General features: G+C 45.8%; 17 protein-coding genes. 2 read left to right on the top strand and 15 right to left on the bottom strand.

The features are described from left to right. Positions 1–112: 112 nt before the first annotated feature. Positions 113–3616 carry a transcription-repair coupling factor gene (gene mfd / locus BBC0178_RS05780; RefSeq protein ID WP_078039505.1) on the bottom strand — a complete coding sequence of 1168 codons (3504 nt, stop codon included), beginning with the start codon at positions 3614–3616 and terminating at the stop codon, positions 113–115. Positions 3617–3619: 3 nt separating this feature from the next. Continuing rightward, positions 3620–3913, bottom strand: coding sequence for an FAD assembly factor SdhE (locus BBC0178_RS05775; RefSeq protein WP_075870685.1), 294 nt, complete (start codon positions 3911–3913; stop codon positions 3620–3622). 155 nt (positions 3914–4068) lie between these two features. Between BBC0178_RS05775 and BBC0178_RS05770 the strand changes: the two genes are divergently transcribed. After that, on the top strand, positions 4069–4788 hold the full coding sequence (locus tag BBC0178_RS05770; RefSeq protein ID WP_078039504.1) for an AzlC family ABC transporter permease: 720 nt from the start codon (positions 4069–4071) through the stop codon (positions 4786–4788). Further along, positions 4788–5102: an AzlD domain-containing protein gene (locus BBC0178_RS05765; protein ID WP_078039503.1), complete on the top strand. Its 315-nt coding sequence runs from the start codon at positions 4788–4790 to the stop codon at positions 5100–5102. The genes BBC0178_RS05770 and BBC0178_RS05765 overlap by 1 nt, the downstream gene beginning before the upstream one ends. 53 nt (positions 5103–5155) lie before the next feature. Here the strand turns inward: BBC0178_RS05765 and BBC0178_RS05760 are convergent, their stop codons facing one another. From BBC0178_RS05760 to nuoG, 13 genes are all read right to left on the bottom strand, one after another. Next, positions 5156–5836, bottom strand: a complete 681-nt coding sequence (locus tag BBC0178_RS05760) for an ABC transporter ATP-binding protein (RefSeq protein WP_078039502.1) — start codon at positions 5834–5836, stop codon at positions 5156–5158. Then, the gene (locus tag BBC0178_RS05755) at positions 5836–7116 is read right to left on the bottom strand and encodes a lipoprotein-releasing ABC transporter permease subunit (protein WP_078039501.1); all 1281 of its coding nucleotides are present in this window, start codon (positions 7114–7116) and stop codon (positions 5836–5838) included. Before BBC0178_RS05755 ends, BBC0178_RS05760 begins: the two co-directional genes overlap by 1 nt. Then, positions 7116–8441: a proline--tRNA ligase gene (gene proS, locus BBC0178_RS05750; RefSeq protein ID WP_078039500.1), complete on the bottom strand. Its 1326-nt coding sequence runs from the start codon at positions 8439–8441 to the stop codon at positions 7116–7118. Before proS ends, BBC0178_RS05755 begins: the two co-directional genes overlap by 1 nt. A gap of 276 nt (positions 8442–8717) precedes the next feature. Further along, positions 8718–10394 carry a ribonuclease J gene (locus tag BBC0178_RS05745; RefSeq protein WP_078039499.1) on the bottom strand — a complete coding sequence of 559 codons (1677 nt, stop codon included), beginning with the start codon at positions 10392–10394 and terminating at the stop codon, positions 8718–8720. 55 nt (positions 10395–10449) lie between these two features. Further along, complete coding sequence (locus BBC0178_RS05740) at positions 10450–11190, bottom strand: biotin--[acetyl-CoA-carboxylase] ligase (protein WP_335617871.1); 741 nt, start codon at positions 11188–11190, stop codon at positions 10450–10452. 62 nt (positions 11191–11252) lie between these two features. Continuing rightward, the gene (gene nuoN / locus BBC0178_RS05735) at positions 11253–12710 is read right to left on the bottom strand and encodes an NADH-quinone oxidoreductase subunit NuoN (RefSeq protein ID WP_077971464.1); all 1458 of its coding nucleotides are present in this window, start codon (positions 12708–12710) and stop codon (positions 11253–11255) included. Positions 12711–12724: 14 nt separating this feature from the next. Next, positions 12725–14194: an NADH-quinone oxidoreductase subunit M gene (locus tag BBC0178_RS05730; protein ID WP_077971462.1), complete on the bottom strand. Its 1470-nt coding sequence runs from the start codon at positions 14192–14194 to the stop codon at positions 12725–12727. Beyond that, a complete protein-coding gene (gene nuoL / locus BBC0178_RS05725; RefSeq protein WP_078039497.1) occupies positions 14194–16158 on the bottom strand; it encodes an NADH-quinone oxidoreductase subunit L in 1965 nt (654 codons plus the stop codon). Before nuoL ends, BBC0178_RS05730 begins: the two co-directional genes overlap by 1 nt. A gap of 6 nt (positions 16159–16164) precedes the next feature. Beyond that, the gene (gene nuoK, locus BBC0178_RS05720) at positions 16165–16473 is read right to left on the bottom strand and encodes an NADH-quinone oxidoreductase subunit NuoK (protein WP_075870696.1); all 309 of its coding nucleotides are present in this window, start codon (positions 16471–16473) and stop codon (positions 16165–16167) included. A gap of 13 nt (positions 16474–16486) precedes the next feature. Then, on the bottom strand, positions 16487–17107 hold the full coding sequence (locus tag BBC0178_RS05715) for an NADH-quinone oxidoreductase subunit J (RefSeq protein WP_078039496.1): 621 nt from the start codon (positions 17105–17107) through the stop codon (positions 16487–16489). 96 nt (positions 17108–17203) lie between these two features. After that, on the bottom strand, positions 17204–17695 hold the full coding sequence (gene nuoI / locus BBC0178_RS05710) for an NADH-quinone oxidoreductase subunit NuoI (RefSeq protein ID WP_077971458.1): 492 nt from the start codon (positions 17693–17695) through the stop codon (positions 17204–17206). 11 nt (positions 17696–17706) lie between these two features. Further along, positions 17707–18747, bottom strand: a complete 1041-nt coding sequence (gene nuoH, locus BBC0178_RS05705; protein ID WP_077971457.1) for an NADH-quinone oxidoreductase subunit NuoH — start codon at positions 18745–18747, stop codon at positions 17707–17709. A 24-nt stretch (positions 18748–18771) separates the two neighbouring features. After that, positions 18772–20841, bottom strand: a complete 2070-nt coding sequence (nuoG, locus tag BBC0178_RS05700; protein ID WP_078039495.1) for an NADH-quinone oxidoreductase subunit NuoG — start codon at positions 20839–20841, stop codon at positions 18772–18774. Positions 20842–20853 lie beyond the last annotated feature (12 nt).

Raw genomic sequence — 20853 nt, 5'->3', positions numbered from 1 at the left:
GTTGTAATCCCACAAGTCCTTTTAATTAAATAAAATTCAAAAACATTTTAATGCGGGATCAACAACACCGGTAAATCACGGTTGGAATAGCTTACGAATGAAGACGCAAAGTCTATTTCTTTGCGCCTTCTTTTGAAAGTTTTACGAGTTGGGTCATGACGGTTGCAGCGCCGTTCAAACGCTGATCGGCATTCGGCCAATCACGAATAAAGACCACGCTTTGGTCAGGACGTATTTTGGCCATGCTTCCCTGCTCGCCAATCCATTTGATGAGTCCGACACCGTTAGCAAAGTTGTTTTCTCTGAACTGGATAACAACGCCTTTCGGACCGGCATCCAACTTTTCAACATTGGCTTGCCGACATAGAGCCTTGATATAAACGACTTTGAGCAAGTGCTGTACAGGAACAGGCAAGGGGCCGAACCTGTCAATCAGTTCGGCACCAAAAGCATCAATATCACCCAAATCTTCGATTTCTGCGAGCCGGCGATAAAGCGAAAGGCGCAATGGAAGGTCGGGAACATAATTATCCGGTATCATAACCGCCGTCCCTACCGAGATCTGCGGTGACCATTGGCTTTCACTCACAGCCGTACCGTCTTTCAATTCGGCAACCGCTTCTTCCAACATTTGTTGATAAAGTTCGAAACCGACTTCTTTGATATGCCCTGATTGTTCTTCACCAAGAAGGTTGCCGGCACCCCTTATATCCATGTCGTGACTTGCAAGCTGGAAACCGGCTCCAAGACTATCAAGAGATTGCAAGACTTTCAGCCGCCGATCGGCACCCGGTGTCAAAACTTTCTGGTTGGGAAGCGTGAACAAAGCATAGGCTCTTTGCTTTGAACGCCCTACCCGCCCACGTAATTGATAGAGAGCGGCAAGACCGAACATATCGGCACGATGGACGATCAATGTATTGGCCGAAGGAATATCAAGACCGGATTCAACGATACTGGTTGAAAGTAACACGTCATATTGCCCGTCATAAAAGGCATTCATAATATCATCAAGCTGGCCTGCAGGCATTTGACCATGAGCTGCTGTAACTTTCAGTTCGGGAACGTGGTTGGCAAGAAATTCCTGAACATCTTTCAAATCCGAAATTCGCGGGCAAACATAGAAGCTCTGGCCCCCGCGATAATGTTCACGCATCAACGTTTCGCGCACAATCAGTGGATCAAACGGCGAAACAAAGGTTCTTACCGCCATACGATCAACGGGTGGCGTTGAAATAAGGGATAACTCTCTGACACCGGTCAAAGCCAGTTGTAGAGTACGCGGAATCGGAGTTGCCGAAAGGGTGAGCACATGAATATCTGTCTTCAGTTCTTTCAGACGTTCTTTCTGTTTAACGCCAAAGTTCTGTTCCTCATCGACAACCAACAAGCCAAGCCGTGAAAACTGCATAGTCGACCCAAGAAGTGCGTGCGTTCCGATAACAATATCAACTGTACCTTCACGCACACCATTTTTAACGGCTGCAAGCTCTTTGGCTCCCACTAGCCGCGATGCTTGTCCGATTTTTACAGGTAATCCCTGAAAGCGGGCTTGGAACGTTTTATAGTGTTGGCGCGCCAACAGCGTTGTCGGCACCACAACGGCAACTTGATAACCATTTAATGCAGCAACAAATGCGGCTCTGATTGCAACTTCTGTCTTGCCGAATCCGACATCACCACAAATCAGCCGATCCATCGGTTTTCCGGCTGCAAGATCGCCAAGAACCGCATCAATAGCACGCAATTGGTCATCCGTTTCATCATAGGGAAAACGGGCAACAAATTCGTCATAGCTACCGGTTGGCGGTACAAGAACAGGGGCATTGCGCATCTCGCGCTCGGCCGCGATGTGAATAAGCTGACCGGCAATTTCGAGCAAACGTTTTTTAAGTTTTGCTTTTCTTGCCTGCCATGCAACGCCGCCTAGTTTATCAAGAACAACATTTGTTCCCTCACCGCCATAACGTGACAAAAGTTCGATATTTTCAACAGGAAGAAAAAGCCGGTCTTCATCAGCATAGTGAATTTCCAGACAATCGCGGGGAACTCCGGCTGCTGTAATCGTCTTCAAGCCGACAAAACGACCAATACCATGATCAACGTGAACAACAATATCACCACTATTCAATGTGGTCATATCCGAAATGAAATCGGCATTGCGTTTGCGCCGACGTGCAGAGCGCACAAGCCGGTCGCCTAATATATCCTGCTCGGCAACAACAACCAGATCGTCTGCAACAAATCCGTGTTCGACAGTTACCACCGCTGCAGTGATATGATCGCGGGGAGTGACTTTTACGGAATGAAGAGATGTAACCTTTTCTATTCCTTTAAGGCCATGTTCATCAAGCACCTGTAACAGGCGCTCCAACGATCCTTCACTCCAGCCGGTAAGGAGAACCTTGTGACCCTTCGAGCGGAGTTCCGCAACATGATCGACAACGCTTTCAAATAAATTCTTGTTTTCGGAGGTGCGTTCTTCAACAAAATCCCGCCCGATCGTAACATTGCTATGAAGGACCAGATGACCTGACGATTCCGGTTTGTTAAACGGCGTAAGGTCAATCCGGTGTCGCACTTTTTCAGACAATGAAGCAATATCTTCAGGCGTCAGATAGAGCTCTGCCGGTTTTACCGGATTATATGGTGTCGAAGAGTCTTTCGGGTCGTGTTGTTCCAAGCGGGCCTCATAATAATCTTCGATAAGCTTATTACGCTCGACCATTGCCTCTTCGGCAAGATGATCAAACACCACTGGAATATCACCAATATAATCAAATATCGTATCAAGATGATCGTAAAAAAGGGGCAGCCAATGTTCCATTCCGGAAAACCTTCGGCCTTCCGAAATTGCTTCATAAAGCGCATCATTCGGACTGGCTGCGCCGAAAGATCTGATATAATTTGTGCGGAATTTGCTAATCAATTCGGGCGTTAAAGTTATCTCGCTCATCGGCTCCAGCGAGAATTCTTTGAGCGTTTGTGTTGTTCTTTGGCTTGCCGGATCAAACGCACGTACTGTTTCAAGCGTATCACCAAAAAAATCCAGTCTTACTGGTGCATCACTTCCCGGTGCAAACAAATCGACAATTCCGCCTCTCACAGCAAAATCGCCAATTTCACGCACGCTCGATACCCGTTCGAAACCGTTATGCTCGAGGTGATGAACAAGTTTGTCCATGTCGAGATTTTGTCCGGGCCGCGCGGTAATCGATTGGCCTTCAACCATTGAACGCGGAGGCAGCTTCTGCATAATTGCATTGGCAGTAGTCAGGATAATTGCCGGATGAGGGTTTCTTAACAGAGCAGAAATATTTGTAAGCGCCGACATCCTCTTTGCCGAAATTGCAGGATTTGGCGAAACACGGTCATAGGGAAGACAATCCCATGAAGGCAATTGCACCACCGGCATCTGTGGCTCGACAAAACTCAAAGCATGCGTCAGATCATCAAGTTTCTGCCCGTCGCGCGCAATATAAAGAATTGGCCCCTTTTTGCCGATTTCCGCCGCTATTTTATATATCGCAAATGGTTCGTATCCGGAGACGACGCCATCAAAACTCAGATATTGTGGTAAATTTTCAGTAGCGAAGTTTTTCTTAAATATCGACATAACTTAAGCGTTAAAATCCATGCGCGTGCGGTAATCGAGAATATCGCGGAAAAGCGGCGAATCGACATCATAAGGCACAGGCACTTCACCTGTTACCCAGGTCAATAAATCCCTGTCTTCAAAGGACATGATATATTCAAGCTCATCCATGGCTTTTTCATCAAGTTTCATAATATGGGCATCAACATATTGTCCGAAGACCAGATCCATTTCACGAATTCCGCGATGCCATGCACGAAACACAAGCCGGCGTTGCCTTGCATTGAGCTTACTGTTATCGACTTTCGAGCCTGTCATCACATCCTCCGGTTCAACACAATATGGGAATTTGTTCTATATTACGCTTGCGATCAGCTTTCAATAATTCGTTGTTTGACAATAGTCCAAATATGTAACATGTATATGAAGACGTCATTTCAAAAGACGTTGAATATGAATTGAGTCTTTGAACGATGGATAAAAGCCACTGGCGTCTTTTCAAACAGGGTGTCGTTGCCTGCATTCCGACCTTGCTCGGATATTGGGCAATCGGTTTTGCTTGCGGCGCTATCGGCGCAGTGTCCGGCTTTACGATTTTACAGATTTCCTGTTTAAGTACATTTGTCTATGCGGGTTCCGCGCAATTTCTGTTTTATTCAATGGCGTCCACAGGTGCGGGATTAGTGCAAATCGCATTAGGTGTATTATTCATCAATATGCGTTATCTTTTAATCAACACCTATATGGCGCAATATTTTTCTCACGCCAATCGGCTTGAAAAGCTAGTTGGCGGCTTTCTGATGACCGACGAAACCTTTGGCGTTGCGTCACAATACGCACGTACTCACGATAATGTTCTCCCGTTTTCATGGTTATTGGGACTTAATATCACAGCATGGCTAAGCTGGATTGTTGCAACACTTGTCGGAAGCATATTTGCAGCATCCCTGCCCGATTGGTTAAAAGACAGCTTGAGTTTTAGTCTTGTCGGTATGTTTATCGGTCTTCTATTGCTTGGATGGTATGCAAGCCAGACCAAAAAATTCGATATTGTTGTGATTATTGTTGCAATGGCAATTGTTACCTTTTCACACGGCATAATTGCGGCAAATCCATCGTCAATTATCGCTACCCTCATTGCGGCAACAATTGGCATGTTTATGCTTCTCAAGTCGGGGAGTAACAAAATATAATGATGGAAAATATCGGATTGGGAATTGCAGTCGCAACAGCAGTTACCGCGCTCATCAAAATTGTGCCGATCATGGCATTAGCTCACAGGCCATTTCCCAGACTCTTTCGTTATTGGCTGAATTTTGTTCCGGCGGCTGTGCTATCTGCTATTATCGTTGCCGAAATTCTTGAAAAACCGGAAACGACCAGTTTCGGTATTTCGGTCGCTCTTTTGAGCACAATTTTTTCGCTCATTGCGGGTATGCTAACACGAAGCCTTTTTGTGACAGTCGTCGTCAGTATATTAGCTTATCTCTTATTCCAAAACATTTAACGATATTTCAGTTTCAAAAAATATATAGATATTATGAGCTTATGAAGATAACTTCAAGGAAGCTCGATAATCTTGCCGGCTTTAAGAGTTATGCGCCGGTCCATTTGTTTTGCAAGTGACAGATTGTGCGTCGCAATAAGAGCAGCGAGCCCAGATTGGCGAACCAAAGCAGCCAGTGCTTGAAAAACATATGCCGAGGTAACAGGATCGAGGTTTCCTGTCGGTTCATCTGCCAAGAGAACTGACGGTGCATTGGCAACTGCTCGGGCAATAGCCACACGTTGCTGCTCGCCACCGGAAAGCTCCGATGGCCGGTGTTTGGCACGATGCCCCACGCGCAGGTAGGTCAATAATTTCAATCCCCGGTCAGCCGCTTCGGAACGCTTAAGTCCGGCGATCATCTGCGGTATCATCACATTTTCCAAAGCTGTAAATTCCGGCAACAAGTGATGGAACTGATAAACAAAACCGATGTCGTTACGACGTATTGCAGTACGATCGTTATCAGACAAATTGGAACAGGAATGCCCACGTAAAACGACATCCCCGCCATTAGGCCGCTCAAGAAGTCCGGCGATATGCAACAAAGTGGATTTACCGGCACCGGACGGTGCAACCAATGCAACAGTCTGCCCCTGCTCGAGTGAAAAATTGGCTTTATCCAGAATGACAAGGGGTTTGTCACTATCCAGATAACGTCTATCAATATTCACGAGTTGTAATAACGAGGCCATTATTCATACCTCAACGCTTGCACCGGATCCAGTTTGGCAGCGCGCCAGGCCGGTATCAATGTCGCAAGGAAAGAGAGAAACAGCGCCATAAAGACAACAATCAACGTCTGTCCCCATTCCAGACGAGCCGGCAATTTGGTAAGAAAGTAAAGTTGGGGATTGAAGACATCGACATTAAATAGCCATGAAATAAAATCCTGAATATGTCCTATATTCTCGCATGTCAGAACACCTAACAAAAGCCCGAGAACCGTACCGATCACACCGATTACCATACCGGTCATAATGAATATACGCATAACTGCACTTTGTTTGGCACCCATAGTACGCAAAATGGCAATATCATGCCCCTTATCCTTGACCAACATGATCAATCCGGAAATGATATTCAGAGCTGCTACCAACACAATAAGCGACAATATGAAAAACATGACGTTGCGTTCAACTTGTAACGCAGAAAAAAACGCCTGATTTCTTGAACGCCAATCAATAGAATAAACTTGCCGCCCGACAGCTTTTTCGATTTCCGGACTTATTTTGTCAACTGCATCGGGATCGTTCAAAAATATCTCGAGTGATTGGACTTTATTGCCTAAATTGAAAAATGCCTGAGCTTCTTTTAAAGGCATAAAGACGAAAATCGTATCATATTCCGACATTCCCACGGTGAAGATAGCAGCGACTTTGTAAGCTTTGACACGCGGGGTTACGCCAAAAGGTGTCACATCCCCATCGGGAGTAACAATGCGGATATCGCTCCCCACAGAAAGGCCTAATTTTTCAGCCATACCGCTACCAATCGCTACGCCATCCTGCTTGTCGAAGTCGTCAAGACTACCGGATTTGATATTTTTTGTAACGGTTGTGAGTTTATCCAGATCTTGCTTACGAAGTCCACGAACCAGTGCTCCGGTCCCGCCTGCGGCTTCTCCTTGTGCCATAGCTTGCCCTTCAATTACAGGAAGCGCAAATTTGACACCGTCGACACCTTCAATACGTGGAATGAGCGTATTGTAATCGGTAAAATCGCTATCAATCGCCTGAATTACGAGATGGCCGTTCATACCCAAAATGCGATCAAGCAATTCAGTTCTGAAACCGTTCATAACGGCCATCACTACGATTAATGCAAAAACGCCAAGCATAATGCCAATCAGCGATATGATCGATATCACCGATGTAAACATCTGTTTCCGGTTGGGAAGCATATAACGAAATGCGATCATCCATTCATAGGACGAAAATCTTAACCGGCTTACACCCTTGGCTCTCGTACTCATCAGGCCTCCGTCAGACGCCTTAAAGCCGCATCGAATGGAAGTATTTCTTTATGACCGGTTTTACGATCTTTTATTTCGACTTCGTTTTGAGCGGCGTTTTTGGGACCAATGATAATTTGTGTCGGAAGTCCGATAAGATCCATTGTCGCAAATTTCGAACCCGCACGTTCTTGTGTATCGTCAAGCAGTGGATCAAAACCGGCATTAATGAGTGATTGATACAATTTTTCACTCAAATCATCACACTTCTGATCGCCGGGCTTCATATTTATGATGCCAAAATCGAATGGCGACATTGCACGTGGCCAAATGATCCCGTTTTCATCATGAGAAGCTTCGATAGCTGCGGCTACCAAACGTGACGGGCCAATGCCATAAGATCCCATCGACACCGGATGTTCCTGCCCGTCAGGGCCCATAACTGTCGCATGCATCGGCAGCGAATATTTTGTACCGAAATGGAAGATATGACCAACTTCAATTCCTCTTGCCGCTATCTGGTCGGATTGTGGAACTTTCGCCCAAAGCTCTTCATCATACATTTCGTCGGTTGCGGCATAGGGTGTGGTCCATTGTTTGACAATGTCAGCCATAGCGGCATCGTCAGAAAAATCGACATCAGCCGGAGGAATGGTCATGTCCAGAAAATGCTTATCGCAATAAACGGCACTTTCGCCGGTATCGGCCAGAATGATAAACTCGTGGCTTAAATTACCACCAATCGGCCCTGTATCAGCGCGCATAGGAATTGCTCTAAGCCCTGTGCGGGCGAAGGTGCGTAAATAGGAAACAAACACACGATTATAAGCGGCTTTTGCGCCTTCATAATCAATGTCGAAAGAATAGCCGTCTTTCATCAAAAATTCGCGTGATCGCATAACGCCAAAACGTGGCCTTATCTCGTCACGGAATTTCCATTGAATATGATAAAGATTTAACGGAAGATTTTTGTATGACTTTACATGAGCCCTGAAAATATCCGTAATCACTTCCTCATTGGTCGGACCATAAAGAAGCTCACGTTCCTGACGGTCCTTGATACGCAACATTTCCAGCCCGTAAGCGTCATAACGCCCGCTTTCACGCCATAAATCGGCCGATTGTATGGTTGGCATCCAAATTTCAAGGGCGCCCGCGCGGTTTTGCTCCTCACGAATAATGGCACAAACTTTGTCAAGAACCTTTTTGCCAAGCGGTAGCCAGGCATATATTCCCGCAGCCTGTTGGCGGATCATACCGGCACGCAACATGAGACGGTGAGAAGCAATTTCAGCTTCTTTCGGGTTTTCCTTCAATATAGGCAAAAAATAACGAGATAGACGCATCGACCATTAAAATCCAACTAAAGCTCTTCGAATCGGAGCAGAATTATCAATATTTATTAACCATAGCGGCTAAACTAACGCTTGAAAATAGAAACAATCCACGATCAAAAAGTTTTCGCAAGAAATATGTTTTCTGTTTTCTCTGGCGCCAATTGAAGCGACCTTTCAATATCGCACATATTTTATTCAAGTGTCATAAAACGGTTGCACAATTCAAATCATTGACGAAAACAATCAATGACCGTCAAAAGTTGACTTCAATTATTACGAATCAGTTTACTTCGAATGATGTATAAACACGGTACAAACCGGCTTTTTACCCCATTTTTCATTAATTGTAGCTCTGATTGAACGACGGACAGCCTCATGAATGACTTCGTCGTCTTTACGTCTTGCACGCGGGATACTGTCAATCGTCGTTTCAATCGTATTCGAAATAATATCGTCAAAAAGCTCACCCTCATCGTCTGTCTCGGGTAAACCGAAAGTAACGACTTCGGGCATTTCCACCAGATTATAATGTTTGTCGAGAAGAAATGACACAGCTACATGCCCTACATAGCTTAATTTGCGGCGTTCGCTAATGCCCATCTCATCCTCATTGCCAATGAGATTTCCGTCTTTATAAATTTGCCCGACAGGAACTTCGTCGATGATTTCGGCCGGCTCGGGGGCAAGTTTAAGCATGTCACCATTGCGGATTTCTGCCACCGTTTTGATCCCTGCCTGCCGTCCTAAAACGGTTTGTGCCGCCAAATGAAGCGCTTCACCATGAACCGGAACCAATATTTTCGGCCTAACCCATTCATACATTTTTTTAAGGTCATTGCGCCGCGGATGACCTGAAACATGAACAAGTGCATCATGATCGGTGATAATTTTCACGCCCATATCAATCAAGCGATTTTGTGTATCAATGATCGACCGTTCATTACCAGGTATACTCCGCGATGAATAGATGACAGTATCGCCGGCGGTCAAAGCGAGTGAACGCATTTCATCACGTGACAATTTGGCTAGAGCTGCTCTTTGTTCGCCCTGACTTCCGGTCAAAACCATGACAATTTTATCACGTGGAATATAGGGATAATCTTCTTCATTCAGAAATGGATCTATACCTTCAAGATATCCTAGTTCTTCCGCTACAGTAACACTGCGTTTTATCGACCGGCCAACCAATAACACTTGTCTTCCGGCTTCTTTTGCTGCACGAGCTATCGAAATAATTCTTCCAACATTCGAGGAAAAGGTTGTAATTGCAACACGCCCCCTCTCGTTCGCGATTATTTCTGTCAGACTTTTTAAAACGTCATGCTCCGTGGGCGAAACCCCTTCCCGCATAGAATTGGTCGAGTCACAGACAAGAGCAAGTACACCCTCATCACCCAATTCGCTAAACCGCTTCTCGTCAGTCGGTGCGCCTAAAGATGGTTCATTGTCTATTTTCCAATCACCAGTGTGAATGACAGTGCCAAGTGAGGTTTTGATTGCCAACGAAACCGGTTCAGGAATGGAGTGTGCAACGGCTATAGCTTCGATTGCAAACGGCCCCAGTTCGAATTGATCACCCGCTTTAAAAAGTGTGACTGGAACATCATAAGAACTGTAATCCAATTCACGTTTTGTTTCCAGCAATCCGGCAGTAAAAGCAGTACAGTAAACGGGTATCTTAAGCTTCGGCCACAAATCCAGTATAGCGCCGAAATGATCTTCGTGGGCATGTGTGACAACCAATCCCAATATATTCGGTCTTTCATTTTCCAAAAATCTTATATCCGGCATTACAAGATCTACACCGGGCAATTCGGGGCCTGCAAAACTGACACCAAGATCAACCATCAACCATTGTCGGTTACCTTCCGGACCAAAGCCATAGACGCCGAGATTCATACCAATTTCGCCTACGCCTCCAAGTGGTAGAAAAACCAGCTCATTATTTTTGCCTGATGCCATTAAAGACTCCCTGATAAACGACTTTTAGGGCCGTAATTGTCTGAATTTAATTCTTTTATCGACCTGCACTTGAAGATGCAACGTTACCGAAATGTACGTCGCCCGCGGAAACCGTTATTTCATCACCTCGATCATTGGTAATAATGCAATTGAATTTGTCGTCGAGGCCTGAAAAGATTCCCGAGATCGTTTGATTATTACCGGTGATTGTCAGCTCTTCGCCAAGATGGGCAGCATAATCGAGCCATTTTTTTCTAATGATTTCCGGTCCTTCGGGAGAAAGAAACAAATCATAATTCAACGCCCAATATTCACTAAGTAACTTGAAAATTGTTGCACTATCAACGGCTATTCCCATGTTTATGAGTGCTTCAGTCGGATAAGGAGCGTCTCGAAACGGGTGAATAATATTAACACCGATGCCAATCACCAATGCATAACTGTTTTCGCTCATCCGCTCCAGTTCAAGCAATATTCCGGAAGCTTTTGCGCCCTTTAACAGCATGTCGTTTGGCCATTTAAGGCGAATAACATCCTCGGTAATTCCATTTTTTCTCAAAAAAGCTGTTACTGCATCGGCAAGAGAAACACCGGCAACAAAACCCAACTGCGCAGCATTCATGGGATTGATATTCCGGGTTAAAAGAAGGCTCGAATAAAGATCACCTTTCGGGCTATTCCATTGGCGCCCGCGTCGGGCCCTTCCCGAAGTTTGTTCTTCGGCAACGACCCAAAGTCGATCCTTGCCTTCATGAGCTTGTGCCAAAGCAACGCGATTGGTGGAGTCCACGCTCACGTAGGACTCCAGCTTATAATGATGTTCCTGAGCAAGAAGAGAAAGTGAAAAATCCATCTCGCTCAGAAGAGTGATGCAGCAGCCTTCTCTGCCAATTGAAAGAGACAACTGCCAAAGAACACATAAAACAAAACAAAAATGCCGCTAATGGTCAATACGAACTTCAGCTCACCTGTGAGTGGCAGAAAGAGCGATTGCTGGGCTTCATCGAACCACATAATTTTTATCACACGAAGGTAATAAAAAGCACTGATAACCGAGGCGATCATACCAACAACCACAAGCGGTACCAATCCGGCATAAACTGCGGCAGAAAAAGCGTACCATTTGGCAAAGAAGCCGGCCATTGGCGGAACGCTTGCCAAAGAAAATAACATAATTGTCATTATCGACGCCATAAATGGTCTGCTTTTTGCTAATCCTGCGAGATCATAGATATTTTCTACATTGCCATCACGTGTCCGCATTCCGAGGATGAATGCAAAAGACCCCAAAATCATTGCGACGTAAACCGTCATATAAAGGATCACTCCGGTAATGCCGAATGATGTTCCGGCGGAAAGACCAACAAGCGCATAACCCATATGGCTGATTGATGAATAAGCCATAAGCCGTTTTATGTTTGTCTGGCCGATCGCGGCGAATGCCCCCAAAACCATAGAAGCAATCGACATGAAAACCAGAATCTGCTGCCAAGCAGCCAGAGCGCCGTGCATACCCGATAGTGGAAGAAAAGCTTCAACAATGACACGAATAATAAGTGCCATGGCTGCAACTTTCGGAGCACTCGCAAAAAATGCTGTAATTGGAGTCGGAGCACCTTCATAAACATCGGGTGTCCACATATGAAACGGAACGACCGAAATTTTGAACGCAAGACCTGCAAGGACAAAGACAATGCCGAAAATGATACCGAGCTGCGGAACCTGACCATTAAGAACCGATGCCAATTCATGAAAACCGATTTGACCGGTAAAGCCATAAATCAAACTAATTCCATAAAGAAGCATGCCTGAAGACAAAGCGCCGAGCACAAAATATTTCAATCCGGCTTCCGATGATTTTACGTTATCCCGATTGAAAGCAGCAAGCACATAAAGAGCCAAGGAATGAAGTTCCAAGCCCATATAAAGTGTGAGCATATTTCCGGCTGAAATCATGAGCATCATGCCGAGAACGGCAAAAAGCATCAGAATTGGATATTCAAATTTGGCAAGCTTATCCGAACGAGCAAATCCGACCGACATAATCAAGGTAAATATTGCGCCGGCGAGCATGAGAACTTTCATGAACCGGGCAAAATCATCAATGATAAGAGCATTGGTAGCAAATGCGCTATCTTTCGGTGACAGAATTATTACAAAAATTGTCGCGATTAAAAGTGCAATGGATAAGCCGGTGATCGTTACATAGGAACGTGCGCCGGAATATACACCGATCAAAAGCAGCACCAAAGCTCCTATAACAATGAGGAGTTCGGGAAATATCAGCGGCAATTGAGCCATTAAATCAGTATGCATGGACCTTCGCCTCTTTAGTGCAGCTGGTTAACAAGAGCTTCTACTGCCGCAGCCGTAGTATTGAGAACCGGCGTCGGATAGAAACCGAAAAATACGGTAAGAACAATCATCGGATATAAGATGAATTTCTCCCGCGGTGACAAATCAAGAAGAGCCTTCAAACTTTCCTTGTCGAGTTTTCCAAAGATAACACGGCGGTAAAGATAAAGCGCATAAGACGCAGACAAAATAACGCCGGTCGTAGCAATGATAGCAACCCAGCTATTGACCTGAAATACGCCGATCAAGGTCAGGAATTCACCGAGGAATCCCGATGTACCGGGAAGAGCTATATTAGCCATTGTGAAAACCATGAAAGCAACAGCATATTTCGGCATATTGTTAGCAAGACCACCAAATGCTGCAATCTCTCTGGTATGGAGCCTGTCGTAAATAACACCGACACACAGGAACAGAGCAGCGGAAACGATACCATGAGATAGCATCTGATAGATCGCGCCTTGAATACCTTGTTCATTGGCCGCAAAAATACCCATTGTCACATATCCCATATGGGCGACAGACGAATAGGCAATCAGCTTTTTCATATCTTCCTGAACGAGTGCAACCAGAGAAGTATAAATAATAGCTATCAATGACAAAGTGAAAACAAAGGGCGCCAGATCGGCCGAAGCAACCGGAAACATTGGCAATGAAAAACGTATGAAACCGTAACCGCCCAGCTTCAACAGGATACCGGCCAAAATTACCGATCCGGCTGTAGGAGCTTCAACGTGGGCATCCGGCAACCATGTGTGAACCGGCCACATTGGCATTTTTACAGCGAAAGATGCAAAGAATGCGAACCATAACCAGAATTGCATATGAGCTGGAAATTTATAGTGCAGAAGCGTCGGAATATCGAGTGTACCAGCTTGCCAGAACATCACCATAATGGCGACCAGCATGAGCACCGATCCCAAAAATGTATACAAGAAGAACTTCAAGCTTGCATAGACGCGCCGCGGACCGCCCCAGACACCGATGATAATGAACATCGGTATCAGGCTTCCCTCGAAGAATACGTAGAACAAGACAGCATCAAGAGCGCAGAAAACGCCAATAACCGCAACTTCAAGAAGAAGAAATGCAATCATATAAGCTTTTAAACGGTCTTTAACTGTTTCCCAGCTTGCCAGAACGCAAAGCGGCATAAGAAAACCGGAAAGGACAACGAACAAAACCGAAATTCCGTCAACGCCCATATGGTAGTTTATGCCACCACCAAGCCAACCGATCCGCTCTTCCATCTGGAATCCGGAGTTATTGTTATCAAATCCAGCCCAGATGATGAGGGACAATACAAATACGAACAAAGTCGTAAAAAGTGCCACATTACGAATATTGCGTTTTGCTGTTTCACCATCGTCCTTGATCAAAAGGATCAGAACAACGCCAACAAGCGGCAAAAATGTGACCGTAGAAAGAATAGGCCAGTCGGTCATCAGTTTAAGCTCCCGATCATCATCCAGGTGATGAGCGCAGCGATACCGATCAGCATCGCGAATGCGTAATGATACAGATACCCAGTCTGCATACGAACCACCTTATTGGTTATGTCTACAACGCGGGCCGCAACGCCATTCGGGCCAAGGCCATCAATAATCTTTCCGTCTCCCACCTTCCAGAAGAAGCGACCAATTACAAAAGCCGAGCGGACAAACACTACGTTATAAAGTTCATCAAAATACCATTTGTTGAGTAGAAAACGGTAAAGGAAGGGAAATGCATTGGCCAATGCCTTTGGAATGGCAGTTCCAACAATGTAAAAGAGATATGCCAATACAAACCCGACAACCATTACTACGAATGGCGACCATTTCACCCATACCGGAACGCCATGAGCGTCATGAAGGATATGATTTTCAGCACCGGTAAATATCGCGCCTTTCCAAAAAGCATCGTATAACTCGCCGGAAAAATATGGCTGGAAAATAACACCGGCAAAAACTGCACCGATCGCCAAAACAATCAACGGCACGATCATCACCGATCCCGATTCATGCACATGGTGCATAATGTCTGCTGTTGCACGTGGCTTGCCGTGGAATGTCAGGAAAATCAGACGCCACGAATAGAAGCTCGTAAACAACGCAGCGATAACAAGCAACCAGAATGCATAGCCGCTAGCGACATTATGAGAAGCAAATGCCGATTCAATAATACCATCTTTTGAGAAGAAGCCGGCTGTACCGAAGACCGTTCCTGGGATACCGACACCGGTCAAAGCGAGCGTTCCGATAATCATCATCCAATAGGTAGTCGGAATAAACTTACGCAAACCACCCATTTTCCGCATATCTTGTTCGTCAGAAACTGCGTGAATGACCGAACCTGCACCGAGAAAGAGCAATGCTTTGAAAAATGCGTGAGTGAACAAATGGAAGACACCAGCACTGTAAGCACCGACACCAAGTGCCACAAACATATAACCCAATTGAGAACAGGTAGAATAAGCAATGACACGCTTGATATCGTTTTGTACCAAACCGACAGTGGCGGCAAAAAATGCGGTTGTCGCGCCGATAATCACAATAACTGTCTGAGCGGTCGGAGCAAGCTCGAAAATCGGCGACATACGCGTAACCATGAATATGCCGGCGGTAACCATCGTAGCGGCGTGAATAAGCGCCGAAACCGGTGTTGGCCCCTCCATAGCATCAGGCAACCATGTATGCAGGAAGAATTGTGCCGACTTGGCCATTGCACCGACAAAGAGAAATAGACATGCAACTGTTATTGCTTTGTTGCCATCAACTTGCCAGCTGAGGAAAGTCATTTGTTCAACGAAACTCGGATCAGCGGCTCGTGAAAAAATCGTATTGAAACTGACCGATTTGAACAGAACGAAAACGCTGAATACACCTATCAGGAATCCGAAGTCCCCTACCCGGTTTACGACGAACGCTTTGATTGCCGCAGCACATGCCGAAGGACGTTGATACCAAAAACCGATCAACAGATATGATGCCAGACCGACACCTTCCCATCCGAAGAAGAGTTGAACCAGATTGTTCGATGTGACCAGCATCAACATCATGAATGTAAAAAACGACAGGTAAGCAAAGAATCTTGGTCGCGACGGATCGTTATGCATATAGCCGATAGAATAAATATGAACCAATGCAGAAACTGTGTTGACAACGATCAGCATCACCGCCGTTAGAGCATCGATGTGCAAAGCCCAATCAAATTGCAAGCCTCCCACTCTAATCCAATGGAATATTGGAACATCAACAGTTTGCCCGCTTCCAATAGCAATATCGAAAAATGCTATCCATGAAAGAACAGCGACAATTACCATAAAGGTACAGGTCACCAGTTCGGCGGCGCGGGCTCCCAGCGTTTTTCCACCCAATCCGGCAATAAAAAAGCCTAAAATAGGTAGGAAGACAATAGCGTAAAACATAACGCGTCAGCCTTTCATCACGTTAACATCTTCGACCGCAATCGAACCGCGATTACGATAGAACACAACCAGAATAGCCAAGCCGATTGCAGCTTCTGCTGCAGCAACGGTCAACACAAAGAGCGCGAATACTTGCCCTACGAGATCGTGCAAGACCGAAGAAAAGGCCACAAAATTTAAATTGACTGAAAGCAATATGAGCTCAATCGACATCAGTATAATAATGACGTTTTTTCTGTTCAGAAAAATGCCAAAGACACCAATTGTGAACAACAATGCAGAAACGGTCAGATAGTGAGCAATTTCAATGTGCATATTATTCTTCCCGTTAAATACCCTTACCAGATTCAACTTTTTTAATTTCCATCGTGTCTTCAGGCATTCTGGCAACCTGTTTCGAGATTGATTGCCTTTTTACGCCTGCACGATGTTGCAATGTCAAAACGATCGCCCCAATCATCGCCACCAGCAATACCAAGCCGGCGAGCTGGAAGTAGAAAACATAATCAGTGTAGAGAATGTCACCCAATGCCTGTGTATTTGTACGCTGTGCCAGACTTGGCATTGGCTCGGTAACATGTTCTGCCAATGTTGGAGAGAAATACGAACTTCCAAAAACGACAATAAGTTCTACAGCTATAATTATTCCGACAAGAGCGCCGATGGGAGCATATTTCAACGCGCCACTTTTCAATTCGGCGAAATCGACATCAAGCATCATCACGACGAACAAGAACAACACAGCGACCGCGCCGACATAAACAACCAATAAGATGAGGCCCAGAAATTCTGCTCCGGTTAAAATGAACAATGCTGCCGCGTTAAAGAACGCAAGAATAAGAAACAACACCGAATGCACCGGATTACGCGCGGCAACAACCATAACTGCGCTAGCCAGCATAATGAAAGCGAACAAATAAAAGAATGCCGCTGCTATACCTGTTAACATTGGTTTCCCCTAAGTTAAACCAAACGATGACGCAAAAAATTACGCCGATTTATCTTCTGCCGCGTCAATAAACGCGACCACACGATTTCTCTAAACTCACCGATAAGGTGCATCCATAGCAATATTTCGTGCTATTTCACGTTCCCAACGGTCTCCGTTCGAAAGCAGTTTTTCTTTGTCATAATAAAGTTCCTCCCGTGTTTCGGTAGCAAACTCGAAGTTCGGACCTTCAACAATTGCTTCAACCGGACAGGCTTCCTGACAAAAGCCACAATAAATACATTTAACCATATCAATGTCGTAACGAACCGTCCGACGGGTGCCGTCATTACGACGAGGTCCTGCTTCGATGGTAATAGCTTGTGCCGGACAAATAGCCTCGCATAGTTTACATGCTATACAACGTTCCTCGCCATTCGGATAACGGCGCAATGCGTGTTCACCACGAAAGCGGGGAGAGACAACTCCCTTCTCATAAGGATAGTTGATCGTCGGTTTTGGAGCGACAAACTGGCGCATCGACAGCCAAAACGCACTCCAGAACTCTAACAGAAGAAGTGACTTGGCAGCTCTAAAAAGACCAGACATATTCTTCACCTTCAACTTACAAGTTTCAAATAAGCTGCCGTAATAACAACCATTGCGAGTGAAATAGGCAGGAATACCTTCCAACCCAATCTCATTAGCTGGTCATAGCGGTAGCGAGGAACGAATGCTTTCACCATGGCAAACCAGAAGAAAACAAAGCATACTTTGAGCACAAACCAGATAATCCCGGGCACCCAGTTAAGCCACCAGACATCGAGAGGCGGTAGCCATCCACCCATGAAAAGAATGGTTGTCAGCGCGCACATAAGGACGATTGCGACATATTCCCCAAGGAAAAACAACATGTAAGGCGTTGAAGAATATTCAATCATATGGCCGGCAACAAGCTCGGATTCCGCTTCTACCAAATCGAACGGTGGACGATTTGTTTCGGCTAAGGCAGAAATAAAGAAGATGATAAACATCGGAAATAGCGCCAACCAATTCCAATCAAGGAACGTATTGAATGGCAGTCCGATATTTGTACCCAGCCCCGCTTTCTGTCCATTAACAATTGTTGTCAGGTCAAGCGAACCGCTCACCAGAATAACAGTTACCAGAACGAAACCTATCGAAACTTCATAAGAGACCATTTGGGCGGTAGAACGTAGAGCACCCAAGAAAGGATATTTCGAGTTGGAAGCCCATCCCCCCATGATCACGCCATAAACTTCAAGTGAAGATATAGCGAGAATATAAAGTAGTCCGATATTGATGCTTGCAACTGCCCAACCTTCACTCACGGGCACAACAGCCCATGCCGATAACGCCAATGTAGAAGAAATAAACGGCGCGAGCAAAAACACGCCCTTATTTGCTCCTGCCGGAATGATCGGTTCTTTAACAACGAATTTGATCAAATCCGCAAAAGATTGGAACAAGCCCCAAGGCCCTACAACATTTGGCCCACGCCGCAATTGAACGGCGGCCCAAATCTTTCTATCGGCATAAAGCAGATATGCGATAATAATCAACAAAACTACCAAAAGCAGTACCGCTTTGCCGACGATAATCAGCAGGGGAAGCAGCCAGGTCATAAAGAAATCACCCATCGTCTTTATTTTTCCTCTCTACCTTCATTCTGCCGCTTCTGTCAGTCGGGCTTTTGCAAGGGCTGAACATTCAGCCATTACAGCCGACGCACGGGCAATCGGGTTTGTCAAATAGAAGTCTTTTATCAAAGAAGAAAAGGTTTGCTTGCCAAGTTTGGCAGTCTGCGAACCGAGCTTTTCAATGTCTTTGATATCCCCGGTTTTAACTGCGTTTATATTGGCCATATGCGGGAAATTTTCGAACAAGTTACGGCGCAATTCTGCCAATGTATCAAACGGCAACTTATGCCCCAAAACTTCCGACAGGGCCCTTATAATCGCCCAATCTTCTTTGGCTTCTCCCGGTGCAAAGGCTGCACGTGCAGTCATTTGAACGCGCCCCTCTGTATTGACATAAATACCGGATTTTTCGGTATAGGCCGATGCTGGCAAAATGACATCCGCATTGAGTGCGCCATTGTCTCCATGGCTACCAATGTAGACGGTAAATCCTCTTTTTTTACCAAGATCGATTTCGTCAGCTCCAAGAAGGAACAATACATCAGAGTTTTGAACAATGTTTTCTGCACCAAGCTGCGAAGAAAAACCGATATCCAACCCGCCTACACGTGACGCTGCTGTTTGGAGAACGCCCAAACCGTTCCATGTCTCCGAGAGTGCGCCGACTTCAACACAAAGCTTGGCAACCGACTTCAACACGGCTTCGCCAGTTTCTCCAACCAAAGCGGCCTGCCCCACGATAATCAACGGTTTTTCCGCTTTTTTCAAAACTTCAAAAAATTCGTTTTTACCGTTGACCACTTGTGCAAGAGTATCGGCACCTGCACCGAGATAAGTATAAGGATAACGTAGTTCCAATTTATCTCCGATAACGCCGATCGGGAAATTCCCCTGACGTTCGCGTTTGCGAATTCTTGCGTTCATTACCGCCGCTTCAAAGCGTGGATTGGAGCCGATAATCAAGAGCGCATCGGCTTCTTCAATTCCGATGATCTTAGGATTGAACATATAGGACGAACGCCCGTTTTCAGCCGAAGGGAAGCTCCCGTCCTGCCGACAATCCACCGCGGTAGAACCAAGAGATTTCAGCAACATTTTTAGTGCATACATCTCTTCTACAGTAGCAAAATCACCGGCAACAGCACCGATCTTGTCAGCCGAAGCAAATTCTACGGCCGATTTGATAGCTCTGAATGCTTCTGCCCAGCTTGCTTCGACCAATTTGCCTTCTTTCCGGACATATGGCCGATCAAGTCTTTGGGTGCGCAAACCATCCCAGATAAAACGCGTTTTATCAGAAATCCATTCTTCGTTAATATCGTCGTTGACACGTGGCATGATACGCATAACTTCCCGCCCGCGTGTATCAACGCGAATGGCACTCCCCAACGCATCCATCACATCGATCGTTTCAGTCTTTGTAAGTTCCCACGGACGAGCGTGGAAAGCATAAGGCTTCGACGTCAAAGCTCCAACGGGGCAAAGGTCAATGACATTGCCTTGCAATTCAGATGTCATGGCTTGCTGAAGATAAGTGGTAATCTCTGCGTCTTCACCACGTCCAATCAATCCAAGCTCCGATATTCCGGCTACTTCCGTTGTAAAACGCACACATCTTGTACAATGGATACAACGGTTCATCACCGTCTTTACCAATGGCCCGATATACTTGTTTTCAACAGCACGCTTGTCTTCTGTATAACGCGAGAAATCGTGACCATAAGCCATTGCTTGATCCTGAAGGTCGCATTCACCCCCCTGATCACAAATCGGACAGTCAAGCGGGTGATTGATGAGGAGGAATTCCATCACACCTTCACGTGCCTTTTTGACCATCGGAGTGTTGGTAAACATCTCCGGCGGCTCACCATTGGGACCAGGACGCAAATCGCGCACGCCCATTGCACATGATGCTGTCGGCTTGGGGGGACCACCCTTCACTTCAACAAGGCACATGCGGCAGTTACCAGCGATCGATAACCGCTCATGGAAGCAGAAACGCGGAACCTCGGCTCCCGCTGCCTCGGCAGCCTGAAGAAGCGTATAGTGATCCGGTACTTCGATCTCTTTTCCGTTAATTTTGATCTTCGCCATTGTTATTCCAGT

Source organism: Ditibartonella apihabitans (assembly GCF_002007485.1).
GTDB classification, from domain to species: Bacteria; Pseudomonadota; Alphaproteobacteria; order Rhizobiales; family Rhizobiaceae; genus Bartonella; species Bartonella apihabitans.
The sequence above is the reverse complement of the archived record's forward strand: the minus strand, read 5'-3'. Positions and strand labels throughout refer to the sequence as shown.

Bases quoted from the DNA above. Each gene is read 5' to 3' on its own strand.
- BBC0178_RS05715 (WP_078039496.1), bottom strand. From the start codon at position 17,107: ATGTTAACAGGTATAGCAGCGGCATTCTTTTATTTGTTCGCTTTCATT.
- nuoK (WP_075870696.1), bottom strand. From the start codon at position 16,473: ATGCACATTGAAATTGCTCACTATCTGACCGTTTCTGCATTGTTGTTC.
- nuoH (WP_077971457.1), bottom strand. From the start codon at position 18,747: ATGGGTGATTTCTTTATGACCTGGCTGCTTCCCCTGCTGATTATCGTC.
- mfd (WP_078039505.1), bottom strand. From the start codon at position 3,616: ATGTCGATATTTAAGAAAAACTTCGCTACTGAAAATTTACCACAATAT.
- BBC0178_RS05730 (WP_077971462.1), bottom strand. From the start codon at position 14,194: ATGACCGACTGGCCTATTCTTTCTACGGTCACATTTTTGCCGCTTGTT.
- BBC0178_RS05760 (WP_078039502.1), bottom strand. From the start codon at position 5,836: ATGGCCTCGTTATTACAACTCGTGAATATTGATAGACGTTATCTGGAT.
- BBC0178_RS05765 (WP_078039503.1), top strand. From the start codon at position 4,788: ATGATGGAAAATATCGGATTGGGAATTGCAGTCGCAACAGCAGTTACC.
- nuoN (WP_077971464.1), bottom strand. From the start codon at position 12,710: ATGCATACTGATTTAATGGCTCAATTGCCGCTGATATTTCCCGAACTC.
- proS (WP_078039500.1), bottom strand. From the start codon at position 8,441: ATGCGTCTATCTCGTTATTTTTTGCCTATATTGAAGGAAAACCCGAAA.
- BBC0178_RS05770 (WP_078039504.1), top strand. From the start codon at position 4,069: ATGGATAAAAGCCACTGGCGTCTTTTCAAACAGGGTGTCGTTGCCTGC.
- nuoL (WP_078039497.1), bottom strand. From the start codon at position 16,158: ATGTTTTACGCTATTGTCTTCCTACCTATTTTAGGCTTTTTTATTGCC.
- BBC0178_RS05775 (WP_075870685.1), bottom strand. From the start codon at position 3,913: ATGACAGGCTCGAAAGTCGATAACAGTAAGCTCAATGCAAGGCAACGC.
- BBC0178_RS05755 (WP_078039501.1), bottom strand. From the start codon at position 7,116: ATGAGTACGAGAGCCAAGGGTGTAAGCCGGTTAAGATTTTCGTCCTAT.
- BBC0178_RS05745 (WP_078039499.1), bottom strand. From the start codon at position 10,394: ATGGCATCAGGCAAAAATAATGAGCTGGTTTTTCTACCACTTGGAGGC.
- nuoI (WP_077971458.1), bottom strand. From the start codon at position 17,695: ATGTCTGGTCTTTTTAGAGCTGCCAAGTCACTTCTTCTGTTAGAGTTC.
- nuoG (WP_078039495.1), bottom strand. From the start codon at position 20,841: ATGGCGAAGATCAAAATTAACGGAAAAGAGATCGAAGTACCGGATCAC.